General features: G+C 74.3%; 24 protein-coding genes. 18 read left to right on the top strand and 6 right to left on the bottom strand.

All coding sequences use genetic code 11. From position 1 onward, the window contains the following. Positions 1–14 precede the first annotated feature (14 nt). Positions 15–1,034, bottom strand: coding sequence for an ABC transporter ATP-binding protein (locus ACFYT9_RS31080; RefSeq protein WP_387273109.1), 1,020 nt, complete (start codon positions 1,032–1,034; stop codon positions 15–17). A gap of 161 nt (positions 1,035–1,195) precedes the next feature. Between ACFYT9_RS31080 and ACFYT9_RS31075 the strand changes: the two genes are divergently transcribed. From ACFYT9_RS31075 to ACFYT9_RS31055, 5 genes are all read left to right on the top strand, one after another. Further along, positions 1,196–1,882, top strand: coding sequence for an ABC transporter permease (locus ACFYT9_RS31075; RefSeq protein ID WP_389169090.1), 687 nt, complete (start codon positions 1,196–1,198; stop codon positions 1,880–1,882). Between the two features lies 1 nt (position 1,883). Further along, on the top strand, positions 1,884–2,552 hold the full coding sequence (locus tag ACFYT9_RS31070; protein WP_376602292.1) for an ABC transporter permease: 669 nt from the start codon (positions 1,884–1,886) through the stop codon (positions 2,550–2,552). A 36-nt stretch (positions 2,553–2,588) separates the two neighbouring features. Further along, a complete protein-coding gene (locus tag ACFYT9_RS31065; RefSeq protein ID WP_389169089.1) occupies positions 2,589–3,563 on the top strand; it encodes an ABC transporter substrate-binding protein in 975 nt (324 codons plus the stop codon). A 130-nt stretch (positions 3,564–3,693) separates the two neighbouring features. Then, positions 3,694–4,893 (top strand): hypothetical protein, encoded by a 1,200-nt coding sequence (locus ACFYT9_RS31060; RefSeq protein ID WP_389169087.1) that lies wholly within the window; start codon positions 3,694–3,696, stop codon positions 4,891–4,893. Beyond that, positions 4,890–5,390 carry a GNAT family N-acetyltransferase gene (locus ACFYT9_RS31055; RefSeq protein ID WP_389169085.1) on the top strand — a complete coding sequence of 167 codons (501 nt, stop codon included), beginning with the start codon at positions 4,890–4,892 and terminating at the stop codon, positions 5,388–5,390. Before ACFYT9_RS31060 ends, ACFYT9_RS31055 begins: the two co-directional genes overlap by 4 nt. A gap of 13 nt (positions 5,391–5,403) precedes the next feature. Here the strand turns inward: ACFYT9_RS31055 and ACFYT9_RS31050 are convergent, their stop codons facing one another. Together ACFYT9_RS31050 and ACFYT9_RS31045 are read right to left on the bottom strand one after the other, a co-directional pair. Beyond that, the gene (locus ACFYT9_RS31050; RefSeq protein WP_376602296.1) at positions 5,404–6,546 is read right to left on the bottom strand and encodes an NADH-quinone oxidoreductase subunit D; all 1,143 of its coding nucleotides are present in this window, start codon (positions 6,544–6,546) and stop codon (positions 5,404–5,406) included. A 334-nt stretch (positions 6,547–6,880) separates the two neighbouring features. After that, positions 6,881–7,882: an SAM-dependent methyltransferase gene (locus ACFYT9_RS31045; RefSeq protein ID WP_389169083.1), complete on the bottom strand. Its 1,002-nt coding sequence runs from the start codon at positions 7,880–7,882 to the stop codon at positions 6,881–6,883. Between the two features lie 96 nt (positions 7,883–7,978). On the opposite strand from ACFYT9_RS31045, the gene ACFYT9_RS31040 reads away from it, so the two are divergent. Together ACFYT9_RS31040 and ACFYT9_RS31035 are read left to right on the top strand one after the other, a co-directional pair. Next, on the top strand, positions 7,979–9,181 hold the full coding sequence (locus tag ACFYT9_RS31040) for a sensor histidine kinase (RefSeq protein WP_376602298.1): 1,203 nt from the start codon (positions 7,979–7,981) through the stop codon (positions 9,179–9,181). Between the two features lie 37 nt (positions 9,182–9,218). Further along, on the top strand, positions 9,219–9,896 hold the full coding sequence (locus ACFYT9_RS31035) for a response regulator (protein WP_376602299.1): 678 nt from the start codon (positions 9,219–9,221) through the stop codon (positions 9,894–9,896). Positions 9,897–9,973: 77 nt separating this feature from the next. On the opposite strand, the gene ACFYT9_RS31030 is transcribed toward ACFYT9_RS31035, so the two are convergent. Continuing rightward, entirely contained in the window at positions 9,974–11,074 is a 1,101-nt protein-coding gene (locus ACFYT9_RS31030) for a DUF5937 family protein (protein ID WP_387273123.1), read from the bottom strand. Positions 11,075–11,166: 92 nt separating this feature from the next. Between ACFYT9_RS31030 and ACFYT9_RS31025 the strand changes: the two genes are divergently transcribed. Next, the gene (locus ACFYT9_RS31025; protein WP_389169081.1) at positions 11,167–11,406 is read left to right on the top strand and encodes a hypothetical protein; all 240 of its coding nucleotides are present in this window, start codon (positions 11,167–11,169) and stop codon (positions 11,404–11,406) included. On the opposite strand, the gene ACFYT9_RS31020 is transcribed toward ACFYT9_RS31025, so the two are convergent. Next, positions 11,330–12,622, bottom strand: a complete 1,293-nt coding sequence (locus ACFYT9_RS31020; RefSeq protein ID WP_389169080.1) for a threonine aldolase family protein — start codon at positions 12,620–12,622, stop codon at positions 11,330–11,332. The two genes, ACFYT9_RS31025 and ACFYT9_RS31020, sit on opposite strands and share 77 nt — an antisense overlap. Before the next feature lie 136 nt (positions 12,623–12,758). Between ACFYT9_RS31020 and ACFYT9_RS31015 the strand changes: the two genes are divergently transcribed. From ACFYT9_RS31015 to ACFYT9_RS30970, 10 genes are all read left to right on the top strand, one after another. Further along, positions 12,759–13,718 carry a Rossmann-like and DUF2520 domain-containing protein gene (locus ACFYT9_RS31015; RefSeq protein ID WP_376602041.1) on the top strand — a complete coding sequence of 320 codons (960 nt, stop codon included), beginning with the start codon at positions 12,759–12,761 and terminating at the stop codon, positions 13,716–13,718. Beyond that, positions 13,715–14,779 (top strand): pantoate--beta-alanine ligase, encoded by a 1,065-nt coding sequence (gene panC, locus ACFYT9_RS31010; protein ID WP_389169078.1) that lies wholly within the window; start codon positions 13,715–13,717, stop codon positions 14,777–14,779. Before ACFYT9_RS31015 ends, panC begins: the two co-directional genes overlap by 4 nt. Then, positions 14,776–16,467 (top strand): L-aspartate oxidase, encoded by a 1,692-nt coding sequence (locus tag ACFYT9_RS31005; protein WP_376602039.1) that lies wholly within the window; start codon positions 14,776–14,778, stop codon positions 16,465–16,467. The genes panC and ACFYT9_RS31005 overlap by 4 nt, the downstream gene beginning before the upstream one ends. After that, a complete protein-coding gene (gene nadC, locus ACFYT9_RS31000; RefSeq protein WP_376602038.1) occupies positions 16,464–17,477 on the top strand; it encodes a carboxylating nicotinate-nucleotide diphosphorylase in 1,014 nt (337 codons plus the stop codon). Before ACFYT9_RS31005 ends, nadC begins: the two co-directional genes overlap by 4 nt. After that, a complete protein-coding gene (locus tag ACFYT9_RS30995; protein WP_360602356.1) occupies positions 17,477–18,283 on the top strand; it encodes a type III pantothenate kinase in 807 nt (268 codons plus the stop codon). The genes nadC and ACFYT9_RS30995 overlap by 1 nt, the downstream gene beginning before the upstream one ends. Before the next feature lie 165 nt (positions 18,284–18,448). Continuing rightward, the gene (locus ACFYT9_RS30990; RefSeq protein WP_389169166.1) at positions 18,449–19,021 is read left to right on the top strand and encodes a hypothetical protein; all 573 of its coding nucleotides are present in this window, start codon (positions 18,449–18,451) and stop codon (positions 19,019–19,021) included. A 14-nt stretch (positions 19,022–19,035) separates the two neighbouring features. Next, the gene (locus tag ACFYT9_RS30985; protein WP_387279564.1) at positions 19,036–19,212 is read left to right on the top strand and encodes a hypothetical protein; all 177 of its coding nucleotides are present in this window, start codon (positions 19,036–19,038) and stop codon (positions 19,210–19,212) included. A 123-nt stretch (positions 19,213–19,335) separates the two neighbouring features. Next, the gene (locus ACFYT9_RS30980) at positions 19,336–19,746 is read left to right on the top strand and encodes a BlaI/MecI/CopY family transcriptional regulator (RefSeq protein WP_387279562.1); all 411 of its coding nucleotides are present in this window, start codon (positions 19,336–19,338) and stop codon (positions 19,744–19,746) included. A gap of 15 nt (positions 19,747–19,761) precedes the next feature. Then, positions 19,762–20,271, top strand: coding sequence for an amino-acid N-acetyltransferase (locus ACFYT9_RS30975; RefSeq protein WP_387279561.1), 510 nt, complete (start codon positions 19,762–19,764; stop codon positions 20,269–20,271). Between the two features lie 245 nt (positions 20,272–20,516). Continuing rightward, entirely contained in the window at positions 20,517–20,852 is a 336-nt protein-coding gene (locus ACFYT9_RS30970; RefSeq protein ID WP_387279559.1) for an Lsr2 family protein, read from the top strand. On the opposite strand, the gene ACFYT9_RS30965 is transcribed toward ACFYT9_RS30970, so the two are convergent. Next, positions 20,831–21,427, bottom strand: a complete 597-nt coding sequence (locus tag ACFYT9_RS30965) for an SCO3374 family protein (protein WP_389169074.1) — start codon at positions 21,425–21,427, stop codon at positions 20,831–20,833. The two genes, ACFYT9_RS30970 and ACFYT9_RS30965, sit on opposite strands and share 22 nt — an antisense overlap. Positions 21,428–21,777: the final 350 nt, after the last annotated feature.

Genomic DNA, 21,777 nt, shown 5'->3' with positions numbered 1-21,777 from the left:
TCGGTCGGCCCCGGTCAGCCCGCGCGGCGCAGGGCCCGGTGCACCCCGGCGGGGGTGAGGGTGCCGAGCGGCCGGCCGTCGGCGCCGGTGACGGTGAGATGCCCGGAGTCGTCCTGGAGGAGCAGCGCGAGCGCGTCCTTGAGGGTTCCGCCGAGGGGTACGGAGCGGGGTGCGTGGCCCGCTTCGGCACGCGCGCGCGTGGCGGGCGTCCCGTCGGGGCCGGCGGGCGTGGCGGGCGTCCCGTCGGAGCCGGCGGGCAGCGGGTCCAGGTCTTCCGCCGTGACGGGGGTGACCGCCAGCCGCTTGAGGGCGCGGTCGCCTCCGACGAAGTCGGCCACGTACGGGGTGGCGGGGGAGGCGAGCACGGTGGCCGGGGTGTCGAACTGCTCGATGCGGCCCTGCCCGTAGACGGCCATGCGGTCGCCCATCCGGACGGCCTCCTCGATGTCGTGGGTGACGAGGAGGACAGTCTTGCGGACGGTGGCCTGGAGGGCGAGGAACTCGTTCTGGAGCCGTTCGCGGACGACCGGGTCGACGGCGCCGAAGGGCTCGTCCATGAGGAGGACCGGCGGGTCGGCGGCGAGCGCGCGGGCCACGCCGACGCGCTGACGCTGGCCGCCGGAGAGCTGCGCGGGGTAGCGGGGGCCGTGCACGGCGGGGTCGAGGCCGACGAGTTCGAGGAGTTCGGCGGCACGCGCGCGTGCCGCCGCCTTCTTCCAGCCGAGCAGGGCGGGGACGGTGGCGGTGTTGTCGAGGACCGTGCGGTGCGGGAAGAGCCCGACCTGCTGGATGACGTAGCCGATCTTGCGGCGCAGGGCGACCGGGTCCACCCCGGCGATGTCCCGGCCGTCGACGAGGACGCGCCCCGCGGTCGGCTCGACCAGCCGGTTCACCATCATCATCGTGGTCGTCTTGCCGCAGCCCGAGGGGCCGACGAGCGTGACGAGCTCGCCCTCGGCGACCTCGAAGGAGAGGTCGTCGACCGCCGTGGTGCCGTCCGGATAGCGCTTGGTCACCTGTTCGAACCGGATCATGTGCCCATTCTGGCCCCTCGTCATCGGGCATGTGTGAAGGCGGTGTTGCGGCGACGTGGCGGATCGGCGGCACGGGCTCCGGATCGGCCGGATTGTCGGTGGCGGCGGTTAGGGTCGTCCAGACACACGTTCTAGTGACGGCGACCTGGGGGGAGGTCCGGATGAGCTCGTCGAACTGCCTGGTCGCCAACGACTGGATCTGCGCGGAGTATCTGCGCACCCGTCGCGAGGAGCTGACCGACGCCCTGGTCCAGCACATCGGCATCACCGCCGCCTCGGTGGTGATCGCCCTGCTGGTCGCCGTGCCGCTGGCCCTCCTCGTGCGGGCCCGGCCCCGGCTGGCCACTCCGGTCCTCGGGCTGACCACCCTGCTCTACACGGTGCCGTCGCTCGCCATGTTCTCGCTGCTGCTCCCCGTCTTCGGGCTCTCCTCCGCGCTCGTCGTCACCGGCCTGGTGCTGTACGCGCTGACGATCCTGGTGCGCAACACCCTGGCCGGCCTCGAAGCCGTCCCGGCGGAGACCCGGGAGGCCGCCCGCGGACTCGGCTTCGGCCCCTGGCGGCTGCTCTGGCAGGTCGAACTGCCCCTCGCGCTGCCGGTCCTGATGGCCGGTGTCCGGATGGCCACCGTCTCCACGATCGCGCTCACCACCATCGGCTCGGTCGTCGGCCGCGGCGGCCTCGGCAATCTCATCGAGGACGCCCTGCCGACCTTCTTCAAGGCGCAGGTGCTTGCCGCCTCCGTGCTGTGCGTGCTGCTCGCCGTCGTCGCCGACCTGCTCCTCCTGGGTGCCCAGCGGCTGCTCACGCCCTGGTCCCGGGACCGAAGCGCGCTGGGAGGCGGGTGAGGTGGGGATCGTGACGGACGCGTGGGCCTGGCTCACCACCGGTGCGCACTGGAGCGGCGAGGAGGGCATCGCCGCGCGCCTCGCCGAGCACGCGTACGTGAGCGTGCTGGCGCTGCTGATCGCCGGCGCGGTCGCGCTGCCGCTCGGGCTCTGGCTCGGCCACGTCGGCCGCGGCGGCGCGCTGGCGGTCAACGTGTCGAACGTGGGGCGGGCGGTCCCGGTCTTCGCCGTCCTCGCCCTCTTCATGGTCTCCCCGCTGCGGAACGCGGGCTATGTGCCGACCGTCTCGGCCCTGGTCCTCTTCGCGATCCCGCCGCTGCTGACCAACGCCTACGTGGGCGTGCGCGAGGTGGACCGGGCGGCGGTCCGCGCGGCCCGGGGCATGGGCATGACGGGCGGCCAGGTCTTCCGCCGGGTCGAGCTGCCGCTGGCCGCCCCGGTCGTGATGACCGGGGTCCGCTCCGCCGCCGTGCAGGTGGTCGCCACGGCGACCATCGCCGCCATGGTCGGCCAGGGCGGGCTCGGCCGGATCATCACGGCCGGCTTCGCGCTCTACGACACCGCCCAGGTGGTCGCGGGCGCCGTCCTGGTGGCCCTGCTCGCGCTCGTGGTCGAGGGCCTGCTGATCGGCCTGGACCGGCTCCTCGTCCCCCGGCCGCCCCGGACTTGACGTATCAGGACACCGAGAGAGCGAAGGACTGAATCCGTGAACAGGATCTCGCGCGCCACCGGCGCGCTGCTGGGTGCCGCCGCGCTGGCCGTCTCGCTCGCCGCGTGCGGCGGCGACAGCCTGGAGCAGGGCAAGGAGAAGTCGTCCGGGGGCTCCGGCGGCGACAAGGGCTCGCTGGTCGTCGGCGCGGCCGCCTTCACCGAGTCGAAGGTGCTCGCCGAGCTGTACGCGCAGCTGCTGCGCGACGAGGGGTACGCGGTCTCGATCACCACCGTGAAGAACCGGGAGCTGTACGAGCCCGCCCTGGAGAAGGGCGAGATCGACGTCGTACCGGAATACGCGGCGACGCTCGCGGAATTCCTCAACGCGAAGGTCAACGGTCCGAAGGCGCCCGAGGAGAAGCCGGTCGCCTCCGGTGACGCGAAGGCCACCGTGGACGCGCTGCGGAAGCTCGCGGAACCGCGCGGGCTGAAGGTCCTGGACGCCGGGGAGGCCGTCGACCAGAACGCCTTCGCGGTGTCGAAGGAATTCGCCGAGAAGAACAAGCTGAAGACCCTTTCCGATCTCGGTGCGGCGAAGCTGAAGGTGAAGATCGCGGCGGGCGACGAATGCGCGGTCCGCCCCTTCTGCGCCCCCGGTCTGAAGAAGACCTACGGCATCGACGTGACGGGCGTCGACCCGAAGGGCGTCGGCACCCCGCAGGCCAAGCAGGCCGTCAAGGACGGCGTGGACCAGCTGGTCCTGACCACCACCACGGACGCCACCGTGGACAGCTTCGGCCTGGTCTTCCTGGAGGACGACAAGCAGCTGCAGAACGCCGACAACGTGCTGCCGGTGGTGAACGCGAAGGAGGCCGGGGCTCCCGAGGTGACCGCCGCGCTCGACAAGATCACCAAGGTGCTCACCACAGCGGATCTCGCCGAACTCAACCGCAAGGTCGACGCCGAGCGGGCGAAGCCCGAGGACGTGGCCGCCGCCTATCTGAAGGAGAAGGAGCTGGTCGGCAAGTAGGCGCCGAAGAGGGGATGTCGGCCCGAAGCGGAAGCGGAACGCTCCCTCTCCGATTCCGTCGGCGAGAAGTGGCCAAGAGATTACCGGGCCGACCCCCCACACCACGCCTACGCACGGTAAATTTCAGGCCATGCCACGTGGACGCCACCGCCATTCCCCGCCTCTGCACAAGCTGATGCCGCCCTCCGCGGTCGCCGGCGCCGCGGCCGTGTGCGCCGCGGCGGCCTGGATCCCCGGGGAACTCGTGGTCGTGCGGCTGCTGGCCGTCGCGGCGGCGGCCGCCGCCGTCACCGGTGCCGTCCTCATGCGCGGCTGGGACCGCAGCGCCGGCCGCCAGGTCGCCGAGCTGACCCGCGCCCGCACCGCCGACCAGTGGAAGGCCGACGAGCGCCTCGCCGAACTGGAAGCGGATCTGGAGGAGTCCCGCGCCCTGCGCATCCGCCTCGACGCCAAGCTCCGCGCCAAGCGCGTCGAACTGGCCGGACTGCGCGGCGAGCACGCCGACCTGCTGCGCCGCTACGCGACCGCCGAGACCGAGCGCGCCAGCGCCCTGGAGGGCCGCCGCGTCCTGGCCCAGGCGAGCGCCGAGGCCCCCAAGGAGCTGCCCGCCGGAGGCTCCACGCCGACCCCGGAGGCGTACCGCCGCGCCGCCCAGGCCCTGCGCGACCTGTCCCGCAACGCCGCGGCGCAGCAGGCCCGCCGCACCGCCGAGGCGGCCCGCGCCCGCGACCTCGCCGAGCGCGCCGCCGAGACGGACGAGCCGCGCGGCCGGCACGCCGCCGAGCAGCACACCCGCCCGGCCGCCCAGGACGACCGGGCCGCCGAGGTCACGGAGGACGCCCCGGCGGGACCGGCCGCCCTCGCCCCCGCGGCCACCGCGAAGGCGCTGCCCCCGGCGGCCCCGGCCCAGGACCGCACCCCGGCCGTCCCGGCGGCCAGCGCGATCGTCCCGTACGCGGCCCGCCGGCCCGTCCAGCGCACCGAGGGCGGCTTCGACTTCTTCGGTACGCAGAAGGCGGCGGCGATCGAGGCCGTCCAGGACACCGACCTCGCCGACGTGGTGGGTGAGGAGGTCCTGGAGGAGGCCCGCGCGGCCGCCGGCCTCCCGGACCGCGGCCCCGCCCTCACCCCGGTCCCGGCCGCGGCCGCCACCGGGCGGCGCGAGGAGCCCGCGGTCGCGGAGCCCGGCACCGAGCAGCCGGCCGGCGACGAGCCGGTCGTCGTCCGGCCCTCCGCCACCGGTCCGATCGGCCAGGTCATCGACCTGACCGCACACGACGAGACCGAGCAGCTCGACCTCGCCGAACTGCGCGGCGCCGTCAACCAGTGACCCACCGCCCCGGCCTCCTCCTCCCGGAGGAGGCCCCGGCCCGCCGCGACGAGCTGATCGCCCTGTGCGCCCAGGCGTTCGCCGGAGCCCCCTGGCACGAACCGCCGCTCGGCGCCGTCCGGACCGTGGACCGGCTCTGCGACTCCGCCGCCCGGCGCCCCGACTTCCGGGCGGTGACGGCCCTCGGCCCCGACGGCGAACTCCTCGGCCTCGCCGCGGGCTGGACCGACACCGCCCTCTCCGGAGCGGAACCCGCCTTCGAGCTCGCCGAACTCCTCGTCGCCCCCGCCCACCAGGGCCGCGGCATCGGCCGTGCCCTCCACGACGCCCTGCTGGCCGTCGCCGGGGCGGGCCCCGCGCTCCTCATGACCCTCGACGTCCCGGAGCTGACGGAGCGGTACGCGCGCTGGGGCTGGACGGTCGTCGACCGCCGCCGCCCCGAGCGCGAGGAACGCGACTACGTGGTGATGCGCCTGGCCCGGTCGGACCGGGCCTGAACGGCCCCGGCCGTCACTTGTCGATGTCGCCGACGACGAAGAAGAACGACCCCAGGATCGCGACCATGTCCGCGACCAGCGTCCCCGGCAGCAGCTCCACCAGCGCCTGGATGTTGTTGTACGAGGCCGAGCGCAGCTTCAGCCGGTACGGGGTCTTCTCGCCCTTCGACACCAGGTAGTAGCCGTTGAGCCCGAGCGGGTTCTCCGTCCAGGTGTACGTGTGCCCCTCCGGCGCCTTCAGGACCTTCGGCAGCCGCTGGTTGACCGGCCCGCCCGGCAGCCCGGCCAGCCGGTCCAGGCAGGCGTCCGCCAGCTCCAGGGAGTTGTGCGTCTGCTCCAGCAGGCACTCGAAGCGGGCCAGGCAGTCGCCCTCCTCACGGACCACCACCCGCAGGGTGTCCTGGAGCTCCCCGTAGGCCAGGTACGGCTCGTCCCGCCGCAGGTCGAAGTCGACGCCCGAGGCCCGGGCGATCGGCCCCGACACCCCGAAGGCGTGCACCGTCTCCGGGGCCAGCACGCCGACCCCGCGGGTGCGGGCGCGGAAGATCTCGTTGCCGAGGACCAGCCGGTCGTACACGTCCATCCGCGACCGCACGTCCGCGACCGCCTGCCGGGCCCGGCCGAGCCAGCCCGCCGGCAGGTCCTCCTTGAGGCCGCCGACCCGGTTGAACATGTAGTGCATCCGGCCGCCGGAGACCTCCTCCATCACCGTCTGGAGCTCCTCGCGCTCCCGGAAGGCGTGGAAGACCGGCGTGATCCCGCCCAGCTCCAGCGGGTACGAGCCCAGGAACATCAGGTGGTTGAGCACCCGGTTCAGCTCCGCGAGGAGCGTGCGCAGCCACACCGCCCGCTCCGGCACCTCCATGCCGAGCATCCGCTCGACGCCCATCACCACACCGAGCTCGTTGGAGAAGGCGGACAGCCAGTCGTGCCGGTTCGCCAGCATGACGATCTGGCGGTAGTCACGCGCCTCGAAGAGCTTCTCGGCGCCCCGGTGCATATAGCCCACGACCGGCTCCGCGTGCCGGATCACCTCGCCGTCGAGCACGAGCCGCAGCCGGAGCACGCCGTGCGTGGAGGGGTGCTGCGGGCCGATGTTCAGCACCATGTCGGTGCTCTCCGCCGCGCCGCCGATGCCGACCGTGGTCTCCGTCATGCCGGACAGTATCCCCCGCCGGGCACCCCTCCCACGGGCCAGGCCCCGGCCTGTGGACAACCAGCCCGCACGCCTTCGGCCTGTGGACGACCGGCCCCACGCCTCCCGCCAGTGGACGACCGGCCCCCACGCCGCCCGCCTGTGGACGACCGGCCCGCACGACCTCGGCCGGCGGACGACCGGCCCCCACGGCCCCCGCCCGTCCACAGACCGGCCAGCACGCCCCCGCCCGTCCACAGACCGGCCAGCACGCCCCCGGCCTGTGGACGACACCCGACCTCACCGCCACCGGCCACAGCCCCCCCGGCCGGCCACGGAGCCGGCGCTGAAGCCCTCAGACCCGCTGGCTCAGCCACAGGAAGTCGCCCAGGCCGCCGCGCGCGGTCAGCTCCGCCGCCTCCCCTGCGGCGGAGAGCGCCCGCACGTACGCCACCGGGTCGGTCGAGGCCAGCTCCAGCGGCGGCCGGCCGCCGGAGACCCCGAGCCGGCGCAGCGCCTCCCGCTGGGTCGTCAGTTCCGCCGCCACGCGCGCGTGGACCGCCGCCGCGCACGCGTCCATGGCCACATGGGCGGTGAGGTCGCCGCTGCCGTCCGGGACCGGCGCGACCTCGCGGCCCGCCCGGAAGCCGGTCAGCGTCCCGAAGGGCGGCCGGGAGCCCCGTACGTGCCCGTAGTCCACCGCCACCGCCGCGCCCGCCGCCAGCGAACCGACCGCCGCCGCCCACGCCTCGTCCCGGGGCCGGCCGATCTCGGCCCGCTCGCCGGGACCGGACAGCGGCCACCACCGGGTCAGCCACTCCGCGTCCGGGCCCTCGACCGGGGCGCCCAGCCGCTCCGTACCGTCGCCGCGCACCTCCACGTACCGGACCGTGCCGTCCTCGGCCGCCTCGGCGACGTCCACCGGCACGTTGTCCAGCCACTCGTTCGCGAAGAGGAGCCCGCGCACCCCCTCCGGCGGCCGCCCGGTCCACTCCACCCGGGGGTCGAGCCCGTCGGGACGGGCCGCCCGCTCCACCGCGTACGCCCGTACCCGCAGCCCCGCCGGGACCGCCGCCAGCACCCCGGTCACCAGCTCGCCCCGGCCCGCGCCCATGTCCACCAGGGCGATCTCGTCGGTGGCCAGGTCCTCCGCCGTGGCGACGAGCAGCCGGGCGACCGCCGCCGCGAAGAGCGGCGAGGCGTGCACCGAGGTGCGGAAGTGGCCCGCGGGGCCCTCCGGGCGAAGGAAGAAACCCCCGGGTCCGTACAGCGCCCGCTCCGCGGCTTCCCGCCAGCCCCGCCACTCCCGCCCGTCGCCCGCCGGCGGTTCCGTCCCGTCCGTCACGTCATCCGTCACGGGCCCCAGTCTCCACCCCCGGTCGTACGGGTCCCGCCGCAAGGATCGACCGCACGGTTGATCCCCCGCCCGCACCCGTTCCCTACTCTGGGTTACGTGCAGCGCCTCTACGACTTCATCCGCAGCCACCCGACGGGCGTCGACGTCTTCTGGGCCGTCGTCCTCCTCGGGATGTCCGTGCTGTGGATCGGGTCGGTGTCCCCGCCCGTCGGCCACCCCGTCGCCTCCGGGGCGGTCGCCGTGCTCTACTCCCTGGTCGTCGCCCTGCGGCGGCGGGCGCCGGAGCGGATGCTGGTGCTCACCGTCGCCCTCGGCCTCGTCCAGCTGGTCCTCGACATCGACCCCTTCGTGGCGAACTTCGCCATGCTCGTCATGATCTTCACCGTCGCCGCCCACGACGGCCCCCGGTGGGCCTCCCGGCTCGCCCTCGCCGGCGGGATCGCCGCCGCCCCGGTCTCCCAGCTGAGATGGCCGCTGGAGGGCGACGTCTCGGTGCCGGGACAGGTCTTCTTCACGGTGATCATGGCCGTGCCGTTCGCCCTCGCCTGGGTCCTCGGCGACTCGCTCCGCACCCGCCGCGCCTACTTCGCCCAGCTGGAGGAGAAGGCCGCCCGGCTGGAGCGGGAGCGGGAGGCGCAGGCCAAGGTCGCGGTCGCCGCCGAGCGGGCCCGGATCGCCCGCGAGCTCCACGACGTCGTCGCGCACAACGTCTCGGTGATGGTGGTGCAGGCCGACGGCGCCGCCTACGTCATGGACTCCTCCCCGGAGACCGCCAAGCAGGCCCTGGAGACCATCTCCACCACCGGCCGGCAGGCGCTCGCCGAGATGCGCCGGCTGCTCGGCATCCTGCGCACCGGTGAGCACAAGGAGGCCGGGGAGTACGTGCCCCAGCCCGACGTGGAGCAGATCGAGGAGCTGGTCGAGCAGGTCAGGGGCGCCGGTCTCACGGTCGACCTCACCGTCGAGGGCACCCCGCGCGAGCTGCCCACCGGCGTCGGCCTGACCGCCTACCGGATCGTCCAGGAAGCCCTCACCAACACCCGCAAGCACGGCGGCCCCGAGGCCGGCGCCCGTGTCCGGCTCGTCTACTTCGACGACGGCCTCGGCCTGCTCGTCGAGGACGACGGCCGGGGAGCCCCCCAGGAGATGTACGAGGACGGCGGCGCCGACGGGCGCGGCCACGGCCTCATCGGCATGCGGGAGCGGGTCGGCATGGTGGGCGGCACCCTGGACGCGGGACCCCGCCCGGGCGGCGGTTTCCGGATCAGCGCGCTGCTTCCGCTCAAGCCAGCACACTGAGAACCCGAGCTTCGTCCCCACTCACCGAAGGAACCGCATGTCCATCCGCGTGATGCTCGTCGACGACCAGGTGCTCCTCCGCACCGGTTTCCGCATGGTGCTGGCCGCCCAGCCGGACATGGAGGTCGTGGCGGAGGCGGGCGACGGGGCGGAGGCCCTGGAGGTGCTGCGGGCCACCCGGGTCGACGTGGTCCTCATGGACGTGCGGATGCCGCGCCTCGACGGCGTGGAGGCGACCCGCAGGATCTGCGCCGAGCCCGACGCCCCGAAGGTGCTCATCCTGACCACCTTCGACCTGGACGAGTACGCGTTCTCCGGCCTGAAGGCGGGCGCGAGCGGCTTCATGCTGAAGGACGTGCCGCCGGCCGAACTGCTCGGGGCGATCCGCTCCGTGCACAGCGGCGACGCCGTCGTCGCCCCCTCGACCACCCGCCGCCTCCTGGACCGCTTCTCCCCGATGCTGCCGGCCTCCGGCCGCGAGCCCGAGCACCGCGAGGTGGAGAAGCTGACCGACCGCGAGCGCGAGGTCATGCTCCTGGTCGCCCAGGGTCTCTCCAACGGCGAGATCGCCGCCCGTCTGGTCCTCTCCGAGGCGACGGTCAAGACCCACGTGGGCCGCATCCTCACCAAGCTGGGCCTCCGCGACCGCGTCCAGGTCGTCGTCCTCGCGTACGAGACGGGCCTGGTCCGCGCGGGCGGCGGCGCCAAGGGCTGACGGCCGGGCCGCCGCGGCGCCCGCCGCGGGAGTCGCCGCGGCCCGGTGCGGGAACGGCTTCGGGAGCTCCCCCCGGCTCAGCGCAGCACCGACTCCAGGAAGTCGCTGCCCAGGCGGGCGACGACCGAGAAGTCGAGCTGGTGGAGGACGTAACGGCCCCGGCGGCGGGTGGTGAGGAGCCCGGCCTTCCGGAGCACCGCCAGATGCCGGGAGACCTCCGGCGCGGTGATTCCGTACGTGTCGGCCAGCTCGCTCGTCGAGTACGGGCCGCGCGCCAGGCTGCGGCACATCCGCATCCGCACCGGGTGGGCGAGCGCGTCGAGGCGGAGCCGCACCGTCTCGACCGACTCCAGGCCGCCGACCTCGCGGCTCGCCGCCGGGTACATGATCACCGGCTGCCAGCCCGGCGCGTACAGCGCCATCAGATGCGGCCGGCCGAAGACGCTCGGCACCAGCGTCACGGCTCCGGCCCGGGCGTCCGCCCGGGCCTCCATCAGCTTGTCGACCACGATCCGGGCGCTCTCGCCGTCCTCCTCCAGGCTCAGCGCCGGCGAGGCGTCCGCGAGGGCCTCGGCAAGACCCTTGCGGCGCATCAGCTCCGTCTTGTGGCGGGCGTCGGCGGCCAGCTGCACCCGGATCCGCCGCCATGCCTCGGCGAAGAACGCCTCGTCGCAGTCCTCCAGCAGACGCCGGATCCACGCGCGCGTGGCGGTCGGCGCGGCGAGCATCCGCTCCACGAACGCCGCCTGCAGCGGACCGCGCGCGGCGGCCAGGTCCAGCGCCCGGCGCGCGGACCGCTCGTCGACCAGCGGCGACGGGATGCCGCCGCGGGCGTAGAGCGGGCTGCACGAGATCTCCAGGGCGGCGCCGACGAACTTCTCGTCGTCCAGCCGGTCCAGGTCGTCGAGCTCCTCGGCCAGCGTCTCCCGGGGCTGCGCGGGCAGCAGGAAGTCCGAGCGGGTCGACCGCCACATGAAGTCGGCCTCCAGGAGCCGGTCGGCGAGGCCGGGCTCCAGGGCGGCGGTGGTCGCCGTCGCCCACGCGTGGTGGCCGGGGTGGTGGCCCGGCTCCGCCAGGACGTGGACGGCGTTGCCGAGCTCGGCCAGCGGAGAGGGGCAGAAGACGATCCGCTCGGGCGGCACTCCGGTGATGTCGATGGTCACGCTCACGCCCCCCATCCTGCGGGACGCACCGGGCGGTCCGTCGCTCCGATTGACGAGGGCCGTCAATCGGAGCGCGCGGCGGCGGCCGGCGGACCCAGGGTGAGCCCATGGACGCGCTGCAACAGCACCTCTTCGACAGCTACCGGGCCGCGCGGCGGGGCGAGCCCGCGCCGCCCGCGCCCGGCACCCACGACCTGGCCGTGCTGCGCGAGCTGCGCGACCACCGCCGCTTCGCGCGCGTGGTGGCCGGCCGACCGGCCACCGGCCGGCTCACCGCGGCCCTGCGCCGGCTGGTGCGGGGCCGCGGTCGGCGACGAGCGCCAGGAAGTCCCGTACGGCCGTCCTGACGTCCTCCGCCGTCCACTCCAGCCCGTCCGAGGCCACCGTCACCTCGGTGACGGCGGTGCCCGGCGGGCCGGCCGCGCCCGGGGTGAACCACCGGCGGAAGAGACAGGTCCCGGTCCGCTCGGTCTGGGCGAGGGCGGCCGCCGTGAGGACGTCCGGCTCGTACGGGAGCCACACCTGGAACTGGTGGGTGTGCGGCACCTCCGGGTGGATCCGGAACCAGCCCGGGCCGCCCGGCGCCGCGAGCTCCTCGCGCAGGACGTCGGCCACCACGCGCGCGTGGGCCACGTACGACGGCAGCCGCGGCAGCTCGGTGTCCAGGCCGCGCAGCGCCGCGAGCGCCACCGGGTACTGCTGGAAGACCCGGCCCCCGTACCGGTGGAGCCAGACCCGCGCCTCCGCCACCAGGTCCTCCGGTCCGGCGAGCGCCGCCCCGGACATCCCTTCGAGGGACTTGTAGAAGGAGACGTACACGCTGTCCGCGAGCCCGGCGATCTCCGCGAGCGGACGGCCGAAACGCGTCGGGCACTCCCACAGCCGGGCACCGTCGAAGTGGACCACCGCGTCCCGCTCCCGGGCCGCGTCGACCGTCGCGGTCAGCTCCTCCCAGGTCGGCAGCACGAAGCCCGCGTCCCGCAGCGGCAGCTCCAGCATCAGCGTCCCGAAGGGCTCCGGGTGGTCCCGCACCTCCTCGGCCGTCGGCAGCCGGGGCGCGTCCGTCGGGTGCACCGTCCGCAGCCCCGACACCGCCGCCAGGGCCCCGCCCTCGTGGACCTCGGGGTGGGCCAGCGGGTGGAGCGCGACGACCGGGCTCCCGGTCCGCCCGGCCCAGCACCGCAGCGCCACCTGCTGGGCCATCGTGCCGGTCGGGAAGAAGACGGCCGCGGGCATGCCCAGCTCCGCCGCGATCCGCTCCTCCAGGACCTCCACCAGCCCGTCGCCGTACACGTCGAGGGCCGCGTCGGCGAGCCCCGCGGCGTCCGCCCAGTCGGCCAGCGCGCGCAGCCGGCCGCCGACCGTGCCCTCCACGGAGGGGCGCCACAGCGAACGCGCGGCCCCGCCCCACACCTGGGCCCGGTACCGCCGCGCCGCACCCTCGTCGGGCGCCTCCCCGACGGCATCGCCCGCCGTCCCGCCGGCGGCTTCGCCCCTCGTCTCCACGGCGGTCCCGCCGGTCACCTCACCGGGCGTCTCCGGTGGCAGCTCATCCACATCCATGGGCAGATCATCACACCGTCGCCCACGCCCCCGCTCACGACTTTCGGGCGACCGGGGGAGGGACGAAACGCTGGCGTAGCATGACCAGAAATCGTCCGGTACCCGCCGAGGACTGGAACGGAAGGCCGTACCCACCGTGAACGCACCAGCAGCGCCAGAGCCCAGGGCCGAGGACCGACCCGCCCGGCTCACCGTAGGAGTCGTCGGCGCCGGCCGCGTCGGCCCCGCCCTCGCCGCCTCCCTCCAGCTCGCCGGGCACCGCCCGGTCGCCGTCTCCGCGGTCTCCGACGCCTCCCGGCGCCGGGCCGCCGAGCTGCTGCCGGACGTGCCCGTGGTGGAGCCCGCGCGCGTGCTCGCCCTCGCCGACCTCGTCCTGCTCACCGTCCCGGACGACGCCCTGCCGGGCCTCGTCGAGGGACTCGCGGGCACCGGCGCCGTCCGGCCCGGGCAGCTGATCGTCCACACCTCCGGGCGGTACGGCGCCCGCGTCCTGGACCCGGCCCGCCGCGCGGGCGCCCTCCCGCTCGCCCTGCACCCGGCGATGACCTTCACCGGCACCGCCGTCGACGTGCAGCGGCTGGCCGGCTGCTCCTTCGGGGTGACCGCGCCGGAGGAGCTGCGGCTCGCCGCCGAGGCGCTGGTCATCGAGATGGGCGGGGAGCCCGAGTGGATCGCCGAGGAGGCCCGGCCGCTGTACCACGCGGCCCTCGCCCTCGGCGCGAACCACCTGGTCACCCTGGTGGCCCAGTCGATGGAGCTGCTCCGCACGGCCGGCGTCGCCGCCCCCGACCGGATGCTCGGCCCCCTCCTCGGCGCCGCCCTCGACAACGCGCTGCGGTCCGGCGACGCCGCCCTGACCGGCCCCGTCGCCCGCGGCGACGCCGGCACGGTCGCCGCGCACGTGGCCGAACTCCGCAAGCACGCGCCCGGCACCGTCTCCGGCTACCTCGCGATGGCCCGTACGACGGCCGACCGGGCGCTGGCGCACGGCCTGCTCAAGCCGGAGCTGGCCCAGGACCTGCTGGGCGTCCTCGCCGCCGACCCGGCCCCCGACACGACGGGCCCCGCCGACGGGCCGCGAGGAGACGACCGATGAGCCTGTTCGACCGGAACGGCCCCGGACGCCGCGGGCCGGCGGAGCTGGTCCCCACGGTCGACGACCTGGAGTACGTGCGCGCCCACTTCGGCAAGCCGGGGCGCAACGCCGTCGTCATGACCATGGGCGCCCTCCACGAGGGCCACGCCACCCTGATCCGGGCCGCCCGCGAACGCGTCGGCAAGGACGGCTTCGTCGTCGTCACCGTCTTCGTCAACCCGCTCCAGTTCGGCGCGGGCGAGGACCTCGACCGCTACCCGCGCACCCTCGACGCCGACCTGGAGCTGGCCTCCGCCAACGGCGCGAATGCCGTCTTCGCCCCCTCCGCGGACGAGGTCTACCCGGGCGGGCAGCCCCAGGTCCGGATCACCGCGGGCCCCATGGGCGACCTCCTGGAGGGCGCCTCCCGGCCCGGACACTTCGACGGCGTCCTCACCGTCGTCGCCAAGCTGCTCCACCTCACCCAGCCCGACCTGGCCTTCTTCGGGGAGAAGGACGCCCAGCAGCTGGCCGTCATCCGCCGCATGGCGCGCGACCTGAACTTCCCGGTCGAGATCGTCGGCGTGCCGACCGTCCGCGAGACCGACGGCCTCGCCCTGTCGAGCCGCAACCGCTACCTGTCGGCCCGTGAACGGCAGACCGCCCTCGCCCTGTCCCGGGCCCTGTTCGCCGCCCGCGACCGGCTCGCCGCCCAGGAGGCCCTGCACGCGCGTGCCGCCGCCCTGCCCGGCGCCCAGGGGCGGGCCGAGACCCGCGCGGAGGCGCTCTCCCGGCTCGGCGAGGCCCGGGCCGCCGCCGACGCGCACGCGGTCGCGCAGGCATCCGACGGCGGCGGCGCCGAGGCCGTACGGGCCGCCGCGCGGACGGTCCTGGACGTGGCCGCCAAGGCCGAGCCGCCACTGGTCCTCGACTACCTGGCCCTGATCGACCCGGCCGACTTCACCGAGGTCGAGGACACCCACCGGGGCGACGCGATCCTCGCGCTCGCCGCGCGCGTGGGCACCACCCGACTCATCGACAACATCCCGCTGACCTTCGGAGCCCAGGGAGCCGCCACGTGACCGGAATACGGCTGCACGCCCCCGAGCCGGGCTGGGCCATCGACGCCGACGTCGTCGTGGTCGGCTCCGGCGTCGCCGGACTGACGGCCGCCCTGCGCTGCACGGCCGCCGGGCTCCGTACCGTCGTCGTCACCAAGGCCAACCTGGACGACGGCTCGACCCGCTGGGCCCAGGGCGGCATCGCCGCCGCGCTCGGCGAGGGCGACACCCCCGGCCAGCACCTGGACGACACCCTCGTCGCCGGCGCCGGGCTCTGCGACGAGCCGGCCGTCCGCCTCCTCGTCACCGAGGGCCCGGACGCCGTCCGCCGGCTGATGGCCACCGGCGCCGACTTCGACCGCACCGACGACGGCGAGATCGCCCTCACCCGCGAGGGCGGCCACCACCGCCGCCGGATCGCCCACGCGGGCGGCGACGCCACCGGCGCGGAGATCTCCCGCGCCCTGGTCGAGGCCATCCGCGCGCAGGGGGTCCGCACCATCGAGCACGCGCTCGTCCTCGACCTCCTCAAGGACGACGAGGGCCGCACCGCCGGCGTCACCCTCCACGTCATGGGCGAGGGCCAGCACGACGGCGTCGGCGCTGTCCGCGCCCCCGCCGTGGTCCTGGCCACCGGCGGCATGGGGCAGGTCTACTCGGCCACCACCAACCCGTCCGTCTCCACCGGCGACGGTGTCGCCCTCGCGCTGCGGGCCGGCGCCGAGGTCTCCGACCTGGAGTTCGTCCAGTTCCACCCGACCGTGCTCTTCCTCGGCGCCGGCGCCGAGGGCCAGCAGCCGCTGGTCTCCGAGGCGGTACGAGGCGAGGGCGCCCACCTGGTCGACGCCGACGGCGTCCGCTTCATGCTCGGGCAGCACGAGCTGGCCGAGCTGGCGCCCCGGGACATCGTCGCCAAGGCGATCACCCGCCGCATGCAGGAGCAGGGCGCCGAGCACATGTACCTCGACGCCCGGCACTTCGGCGCCGAGATGTGGGAGCAGCGCTTCCCGACGATCCTGGCCGCCTGCCGGGCGCACGGCATCGACCCGGTCACCGACCCGATCCCGGTCGCCCCGGCCGCCCACTACGCCTCCGGCGGCATCCGCACCGACCTGCTCGGCCGCACCACCGTCCCCGGCCTGTACGCGTGCGGGGAGGTCGCCTGCACGGGCGTGCACGGCGCCAACCGGCTCGCCTCGAACTCGCTCCTGGAGGGCCTGGTCTTCGCCGAGCGGATCGCCGAGGACATCGCCGAGCACGGCCCGCACCGCGAGGGCGTGGTCCGGACCGAGCCCGCCGCGACGGTGCTGACGCTGCTCGCCCCCGAGGTCCGCCGGGAGATCCAGCGGATCATGACCCGGGACGCGGGCGTGCTGCGCTCGGCCGCCTCCCTGACCGCCGCCGCCGACGCCCTGGAAGCGCTCCGGCAGGACGCCGAGGAGGAGCGCAAGGCCGCCGAGCCGGGCGTCGACTCCTGGGAGACCACCAACCTGCTCTGCGTGGCCCGGGTCCTCGCCGCCGCCGCCCTGGCGCGCGAGGAGACCCGTGGCTGCCACTGGCGCGAGGACCGCCCGGACCGGGACGACGAGCGGTGGCGCCGCCATCTGGTCGTCCGCCTCACGCCCGACCGCCGCCCGGTGGTGCGCACCACCGCGACCGCGGACTTTCCGCCCGTAACCCCCGAAGCCCCCAGGGAGCCGCAGCCGTGAGCACGCCCGAGGAAGCCCGTCCCGAGCCCGTGGACGTCCCTCTCATCCAGATCAGCTCGTACGAGGAGACCGGCGGCTGCGGCGACGGCTGCGGCTGCGGCGGCGAGGAGGAGTACGAGTGCGGGCTCGACCCCGCGCTCGCCCAGCTGCTCGCCGACGCCGGCCTCGACCCCGTCCAGGTCGAGGACATCGCCCACCTGGCGATCGCCGAGGACCTCGACGGCGGCGTGGACGTGACGACCGTCGCGACCGTCCCCGAGGACGCCGTGGCGACCGCCGACTTCGTGGCCCGGGAGGCCGGCGTCGTCGCCGGTCTGCGGGTGGCCGAGGCGGTCCTGTCGATCGTCTGCACCGAGGAGTTCGAGGTCGAGCGGCACCGCGAGGACGGCGAGCGCGTCGAGCCCGGCGACCTGCTGCTGAGCGTCACCGCCCGCACCCGCGACCTGCTGACCGGCGAGCGCAGCGCGCTGAACATCCTGTGCCGCCTCTCCGGCATCGCCACCGCCACGCGCGCGTGGGCGGACGCCCTGGAGGGCACGAAGGCCAAGGTCCGCGACACCCGCAAGACGACGCCGGGCCTGCGCGCCCTGGAGAAGTACGCCGTCCGCTGCGGCGGCGGCGTCAACCACCGGATGTCGCTCTCGGACGCGGCCCTGGTGAAGGACAACCACGTGGTCGCGGCCGGCGGCGTCGCCGAGGCGTTCAAGGCCGTGCGGGAGGCGTTCCCGGAGGTGCCGATCGAGGTCGAGGTCGACACCATGCACCAGGTCCGCGAGGTGCTGGACGCGGGCGCCGACCTGATCCTGCTGGACAACTTCACCCCGGACGAGACCGAGGAGGCCGTGGCCCTGGTCGGCGGCCGCGCGGTCCTGGAGTCCTCCGGCCGGCTGACCCTGGAGAACGCCGCCGCCTACGCGTCGACCGGCGTCGACTACCTGGCGGTCGGCGGCCTCACGCACTCCTCCCCGATCCTCGACATCGGCCTGGACCTGCGCGAGGTGCGCGGCTGATGCTGCTCACCATCGACGTCGGCAACACGCACACGGTCCTCGGGCTCTTCGACGGCGAGGAGATCGTCGAGCACTGGCGGATCTCCACGGATCCCAGCCGGACCGCCGACGAGATGGCGGTCCTGCTCCAGGGCCTGATGGGGATGCACCCGCTGCTCGGCGCGGAGCTGAGCGACGGCATCGAGGGGATCGCGATCTGCGCGACGGTCCCCTCGGTGCTGCACGAGCTGCGCGAGGTGACCCGCCGCTACTACGGCGACGTGCCGGCGGTCCTCGTGGAGCCCGGTGTGAAGACGGGCGTCCCGATCCTCACCGACAACCCGAAGGAGGTCGGCGCGGACCGCATCATCAACGCGGTCGCCGCCGTCGAGCTCTACGGCGGCCCGGCGATCGTGGTCGACTTCGGCACGGCGACCACGTACGACGCGGTCACCGCGCGCGGGGAGTACGCGGGCGGCGCGATCGCCCCCGGCATCGAGATCTCGGTCGAGGCGCTCGGCGTGAAGGGCGCGATGCTCCGCAAGATCGAGCTGGTCCGGCCGCGCGGGGTGATCGGCAAGAACACCGTCGAGGCGATGCAGTCCGGCATCGTCTTCGGTTACGCGGGCCAGGTGGACGGCGTCGTCGCCCGGATGAAGCGCGAGCTGGTCGGCCCGAAGGGCGACCCCTCGGCCGTCACGGTGATCGCCACCGGAGGTCTGGCGCCGATGGTCCTGCGGGACTCGGCGGAGATCGACCGGCACGAACCGTGGCTGACGCTGATCGGCCTGCGTCTGGTCTACGAGCGGAACGTCTCCCGCATGTGACCGCGCGGGCGCACGCCCCCCGTGAGCCGCCCCACGCGCGCGTGGGGCGGGAACCCGCAGGTGGAGGGGGTCCGGCGCCGACGCGCCGGATGATCGCTAAGAGAAAATTGTCCGATTAGCGCGTATCGTCGGCCCATGCCCACGCCATACGGATCCCGCGGCGGCATGGCGTTCAGCGCGGACGAGCTGCGTGTGCTCCGACGCGCCCTCGCCAACGCCCTCCACCCCGCCCCCCTTCCGGACGAGGACGTCCGGAACGCCCTCCGCCTGGCGCGTTCCGTGGACGAGGCCGTGCGCGAGGCCGGCCGGCTGCGCGCCTTCCTCCTCGACGACCTCGCCCGCTACCGCGAGGCCCTCCCCGGCTCCCTCGCCGGCTATCTGGACCTCCTGGGGGACGCCCTGGCCGACGGGTACGACCCGCAGGCCGACGACCTCGCCGCCCTGCGCACGCTGCGCGACCACCCGGCCGCGGACCGCCTGCTCACCCGCTGCCAGATCCTCGCCGAGCGTTCCGTACGGGCGCGCCTCGCCCGCGTCTCGCAGGCCACCGCGAGCGCCCCCGCCGCCTCCCGGGCCCGGCTGCTCGCCCTCCCCGGCGGCCGCGCGGCCGAGGAGCCCCGGCCCAAGCCGCCCACCCCTGCTCCCGCCGAGCGCCCGGTGCCCAAGCCCTCCGAGGTCTTCCCGCCGCGCCGCCGGCCCGTGCCGCCGCCCCCGCCCGAGGAGCGGGTCGCGGGCTAGCTACTCTGGTCGCCATGGACTACGTATCCGCGCTTTTGCCCCCCGTCGTGATGGCTGCGTTCTTCATCGCCCTCATCGTCGTGATCGTCAAGTCCCAGGGCGGCCCGAACAAGGCCAAGGAGGACGCGGCGGTCGACGCCGCGCTCGCCCGCGCGGAGGCCGCCCGCCAGCCGGACGCCTCCGACGCGTAGTACCCGGGGAACCCCACAGGGGCGTCCGACCGAAACACGGTCGAGCGCCCCTTTTGTCTTGTTCTGGACGCGCTTCATGGTCCAATAACCGCTATTCCCGTTACCTCCCACTACTGTGAGCCTGTGCCCCGCCCCTTGGGAGAACTCGAAGACGCCGTCATGACGCGCATCTGGCAATGGAACCGCCCGGTGACCGTCCGGGAAGTCCTGGAAGACCTCCAGCAGGAACGCTCCATCGCCTACACCACCGTCATGACCGTCCTGGACAATCTCCATCAGAAGGGCTGGGTGCGCAGGGAAGTCGAAGGCCGCGCCTATCGATATACGGCGGTCTCCACCCGCGCCGCCTACTCGGCCGCACTGATGAACGAAGCCTGGGCGCAGAGCGACAACCCCGCGGCCGCCCTGGTCGCCTTCTTCGGGATGATGTCCCCGGAACAGCGGGAGGCTCTGAACGACGCCATCCGCATCGTCCAGCGGGACAACCCGATGGCTCCGCCCGTGGAGGGCGGGGGAGAACCGACGGCTTCGTAGCGGTACCGTCCCCCCATGTCGAAAGCCGTCACCGTTCGCCGCGCCCGCACCTCCGACGTCGCCGCCGTGCGACGCCTGGTCGATCCCTACGCGCGCCGCGGCATCCTCCTCGACAAGGCCACGGTGACGCTTTACGAGGACATCCAGGAGTTCTGGGTCGCGGAACGCGACGAGGACGCCGAGGTCGTCGGAGTCGGCGCTCTGCACGTCATGTGGGAAGACCTCGCGGAAGTCCGCACACTCGCCGTCGATCCCGGGTTCAAGGGCGCCGGCGTCGGACATCTGCTGCTCAACCAGTTGTTGCAGACCGCACGCTGGCTCGGTGTGCGCAGGGTTTTCTGCCTCACCTTCGAAGTCGAGTTCTTCGCGAAGCACGGCTTCGTCGAGATCGGTGAGACCCCGGTCGACGGAGATGTCTACAGCGAGCTCCTCCGTTCCTATGACGAGGGTGTCGCCGAGTTCCTCGGTCTCGAACGAGTGAAGCCGAACACCTTGGGCAACAGCCGGATGCTTCTGCACCTGTGACCGGAAGCCCGGCGGAACCCGACGGGAAGCCGGACTGAACGCCGGACGGAACCCGGCCGGAACGCCGGACTGAACACCGGGTGGAAGCCGGACGGAAGCCGGACTGAACGCCGGGCGGAACCCTATGTCCGAATCGCGCACGTTTCCCGCGTTGCCGGGGTTCTGAACCTCTGCCAGGGGTTTGTGTTTTTCCGGGAAAAGCGGTTTCCTTTCCGCGTACTGCATTTTCGATGAAAGGAAATCCGGTGGCACAGAAGGTTCAGGTCCTTCTTGTCGACGACCTCGACGGTGTCGAGGCGGACGAGACCGTGACGTTCGCGCTGGACGGCAAGACTTACGAGATCGACCTCACCACCGCCAACGCGGAAAAGCTCCGTGGCCTGCTCGAGCCGTACACCACGAACGGGCGTCGCACCGGTGGACGCACCGCCGCGGGCCGCGGCAAGGGGCGCCCCGCCGCCTCCGGCAGCCAGGACACGGCGAAGATCCGCGCCTGGGCCAAGGAGAACGGCTACGAGGTCAACGACCGCGGCCGCGTCCCGGCGCACGTCAAGACGGCCTACGAGGACGCGAACCGCTGAGGCGTCCCCCGCAGGGCCGCGGGTCCGCCGGCCCGGGCGCTCAGCAGCCGCAGCCGGTGGCACTCCACCGCGGCCGCGGCGACCAGGCGCGTCAGACACGGGGCCCCCGCACGGCCCCACGGCCCGGACCTCGTCGCCGGCAGCGAGGACTCCACCTCGCGCCCCGGCCCGGGAGCCCGCAGCCACACGGCGGCGCCCGGCGCGCCGGAGCCCCCCCGCCCCGGAGGCGGGGGAGCGGTCATCCGGCCGTCGGCGCCCAGCGCCACGAGATCCAGCGAGATCCCGCCCCACTCCAGCCACTCCAGCAGGCCGGGAAGCTCCTCGGCGCTCCCCGCGGCCACCAGGAGCCGCATCCGGCGCCCCAGTAGCGCCACCGGCCCCGTCGCGGCGCCCACCCGGCGCAGCACCGCGCGGCCGGCCGTCGCGGGCAGCTCCAGGACGTCGAAGCGGAGCCCCGTCACCAGCTGCACCGGCGGGCCCGGCACCGTCGCCCAGCCGAGCTCCCGCTCGTACCAGAGCGAGAGCGCCCGTCCGCCGTCGAGCGGCGAGCGGGGAAGCGGGACGGTGAGGGCCATGCCCGGGGAACTCCCGGGAAGCCGGGGAGGTTACGGCCCCGGGCGCCACAGGTGACGTAACGTTCCGGTCCGGGGACCCGAGGTGTCCGGTAATGAGACGTACGAGTGCATTCGACGGCGCCACCTTGTTCGCTGGTAGCGGAGGGACCCCGGGTGCGCCGCATGGAGTGTCGGACCCTACGGGTAAGACATTCCTAGTGGAGAGGGGTGACTCCGCGGGTCGGGCCGTCTCACGTTCGCCATCGGCGTACTCAAGGCGTGGGTAACTGCTTGGCCTGCGGGAACATCGTCTCGCACCATCGAGTTGGAGCATTTGTCGGCTGTTCGGCAGTGGGCTACCCCAAGGACAA

Source organism: Streptomyces sp. NPDC004435, from assembly GCF_042873895.1.
Lineage (GTDB): Bacteria > Actinomycetota > Actinomycetes > Streptomycetales > Streptomycetaceae > Streptomyces.
This window is presented reverse-complemented; position numbering and strand designations above follow the sequence as displayed.

Excerpts from the sequence above, each read along its gene's own strand:
- ACFYT9_RS31080 (WP_387273109.1), bottom strand. The coding sequence starts at position 1,034 with ATGATCCGGTTCGAACAGGTGACCAAGCGCTATCCGGACGGCACCACG.
- ACFYT9_RS31075 (WP_389169090.1), top strand. The coding sequence starts at position 1,196 with ATGAGCTCGTCGAACTGCCTGGTCGCCAACGACTGGATCTGCGCGGAG.
- ACFYT9_RS31060 (WP_389169087.1), top strand. The coding sequence starts at position 3,694 with ATGCCACGTGGACGCCACCGCCATTCCCCGCCTCTGCACAAGCTGATG.
- ACFYT9_RS31050 (WP_376602296.1), bottom strand. The coding sequence starts at position 6,546 with ATGACGGAGACCACGGTCGGCATCGGCGGCGCGGCGGAGAGCACCGAC.
- ACFYT9_RS31035 (WP_376602299.1), top strand. The coding sequence starts at position 9,219 with ATGTCCATCCGCGTGATGCTCGTCGACGACCAGGTGCTCCTCCGCACC.
- ACFYT9_RS31030 (WP_387273123.1), bottom strand. The coding sequence starts at position 11,074 with ATGGGGGGCGTGAGCGTGACCATCGACATCACCGGAGTGCCGCCCGAG.
- ACFYT9_RS31025 (WP_389169081.1), top strand. The coding sequence starts at position 11,167 with ATGGACGCGCTGCAACAGCACCTCTTCGACAGCTACCGGGCCGCGCGG.
- ACFYT9_RS31020 (WP_389169080.1), bottom strand. The coding sequence starts at position 12,622 with ATGGATGTGGATGAGCTGCCACCGGAGACGCCCGGTGAGGTGACCGGC.
- panC (WP_389169078.1), top strand. The coding sequence starts at position 13,715 with ATGAGCCTGTTCGACCGGAACGGCCCCGGACGCCGCGGGCCGGCGGAG.
- ACFYT9_RS30995 (WP_360602356.1), top strand. The coding sequence starts at position 17,477 with ATGCTGCTCACCATCGACGTCGGCAACACGCACACGGTCCTCGGGCTC.
- ACFYT9_RS30990 (WP_389169166.1), top strand. The coding sequence starts at position 18,449 with ATGGCGTTCAGCGCGGACGAGCTGCGTGTGCTCCGACGCGCCCTCGCC.
- ACFYT9_RS30985 (WP_387279564.1), top strand. The coding sequence starts at position 19,036 with ATGGACTACGTATCCGCGCTTTTGCCCCCCGTCGTGATGGCTGCGTTC.
- ACFYT9_RS30975 (WP_387279561.1), top strand. The coding sequence starts at position 19,762 with ATGTCGAAAGCCGTCACCGTTCGCCGCGCCCGCACCTCCGACGTCGCC.
- ACFYT9_RS30965 (WP_389169074.1), bottom strand. The coding sequence starts at position 21,427 with ATGGCCCTCACCGTCCCGCTTCCCCGCTCGCCGCTCGACGGCGGACGG.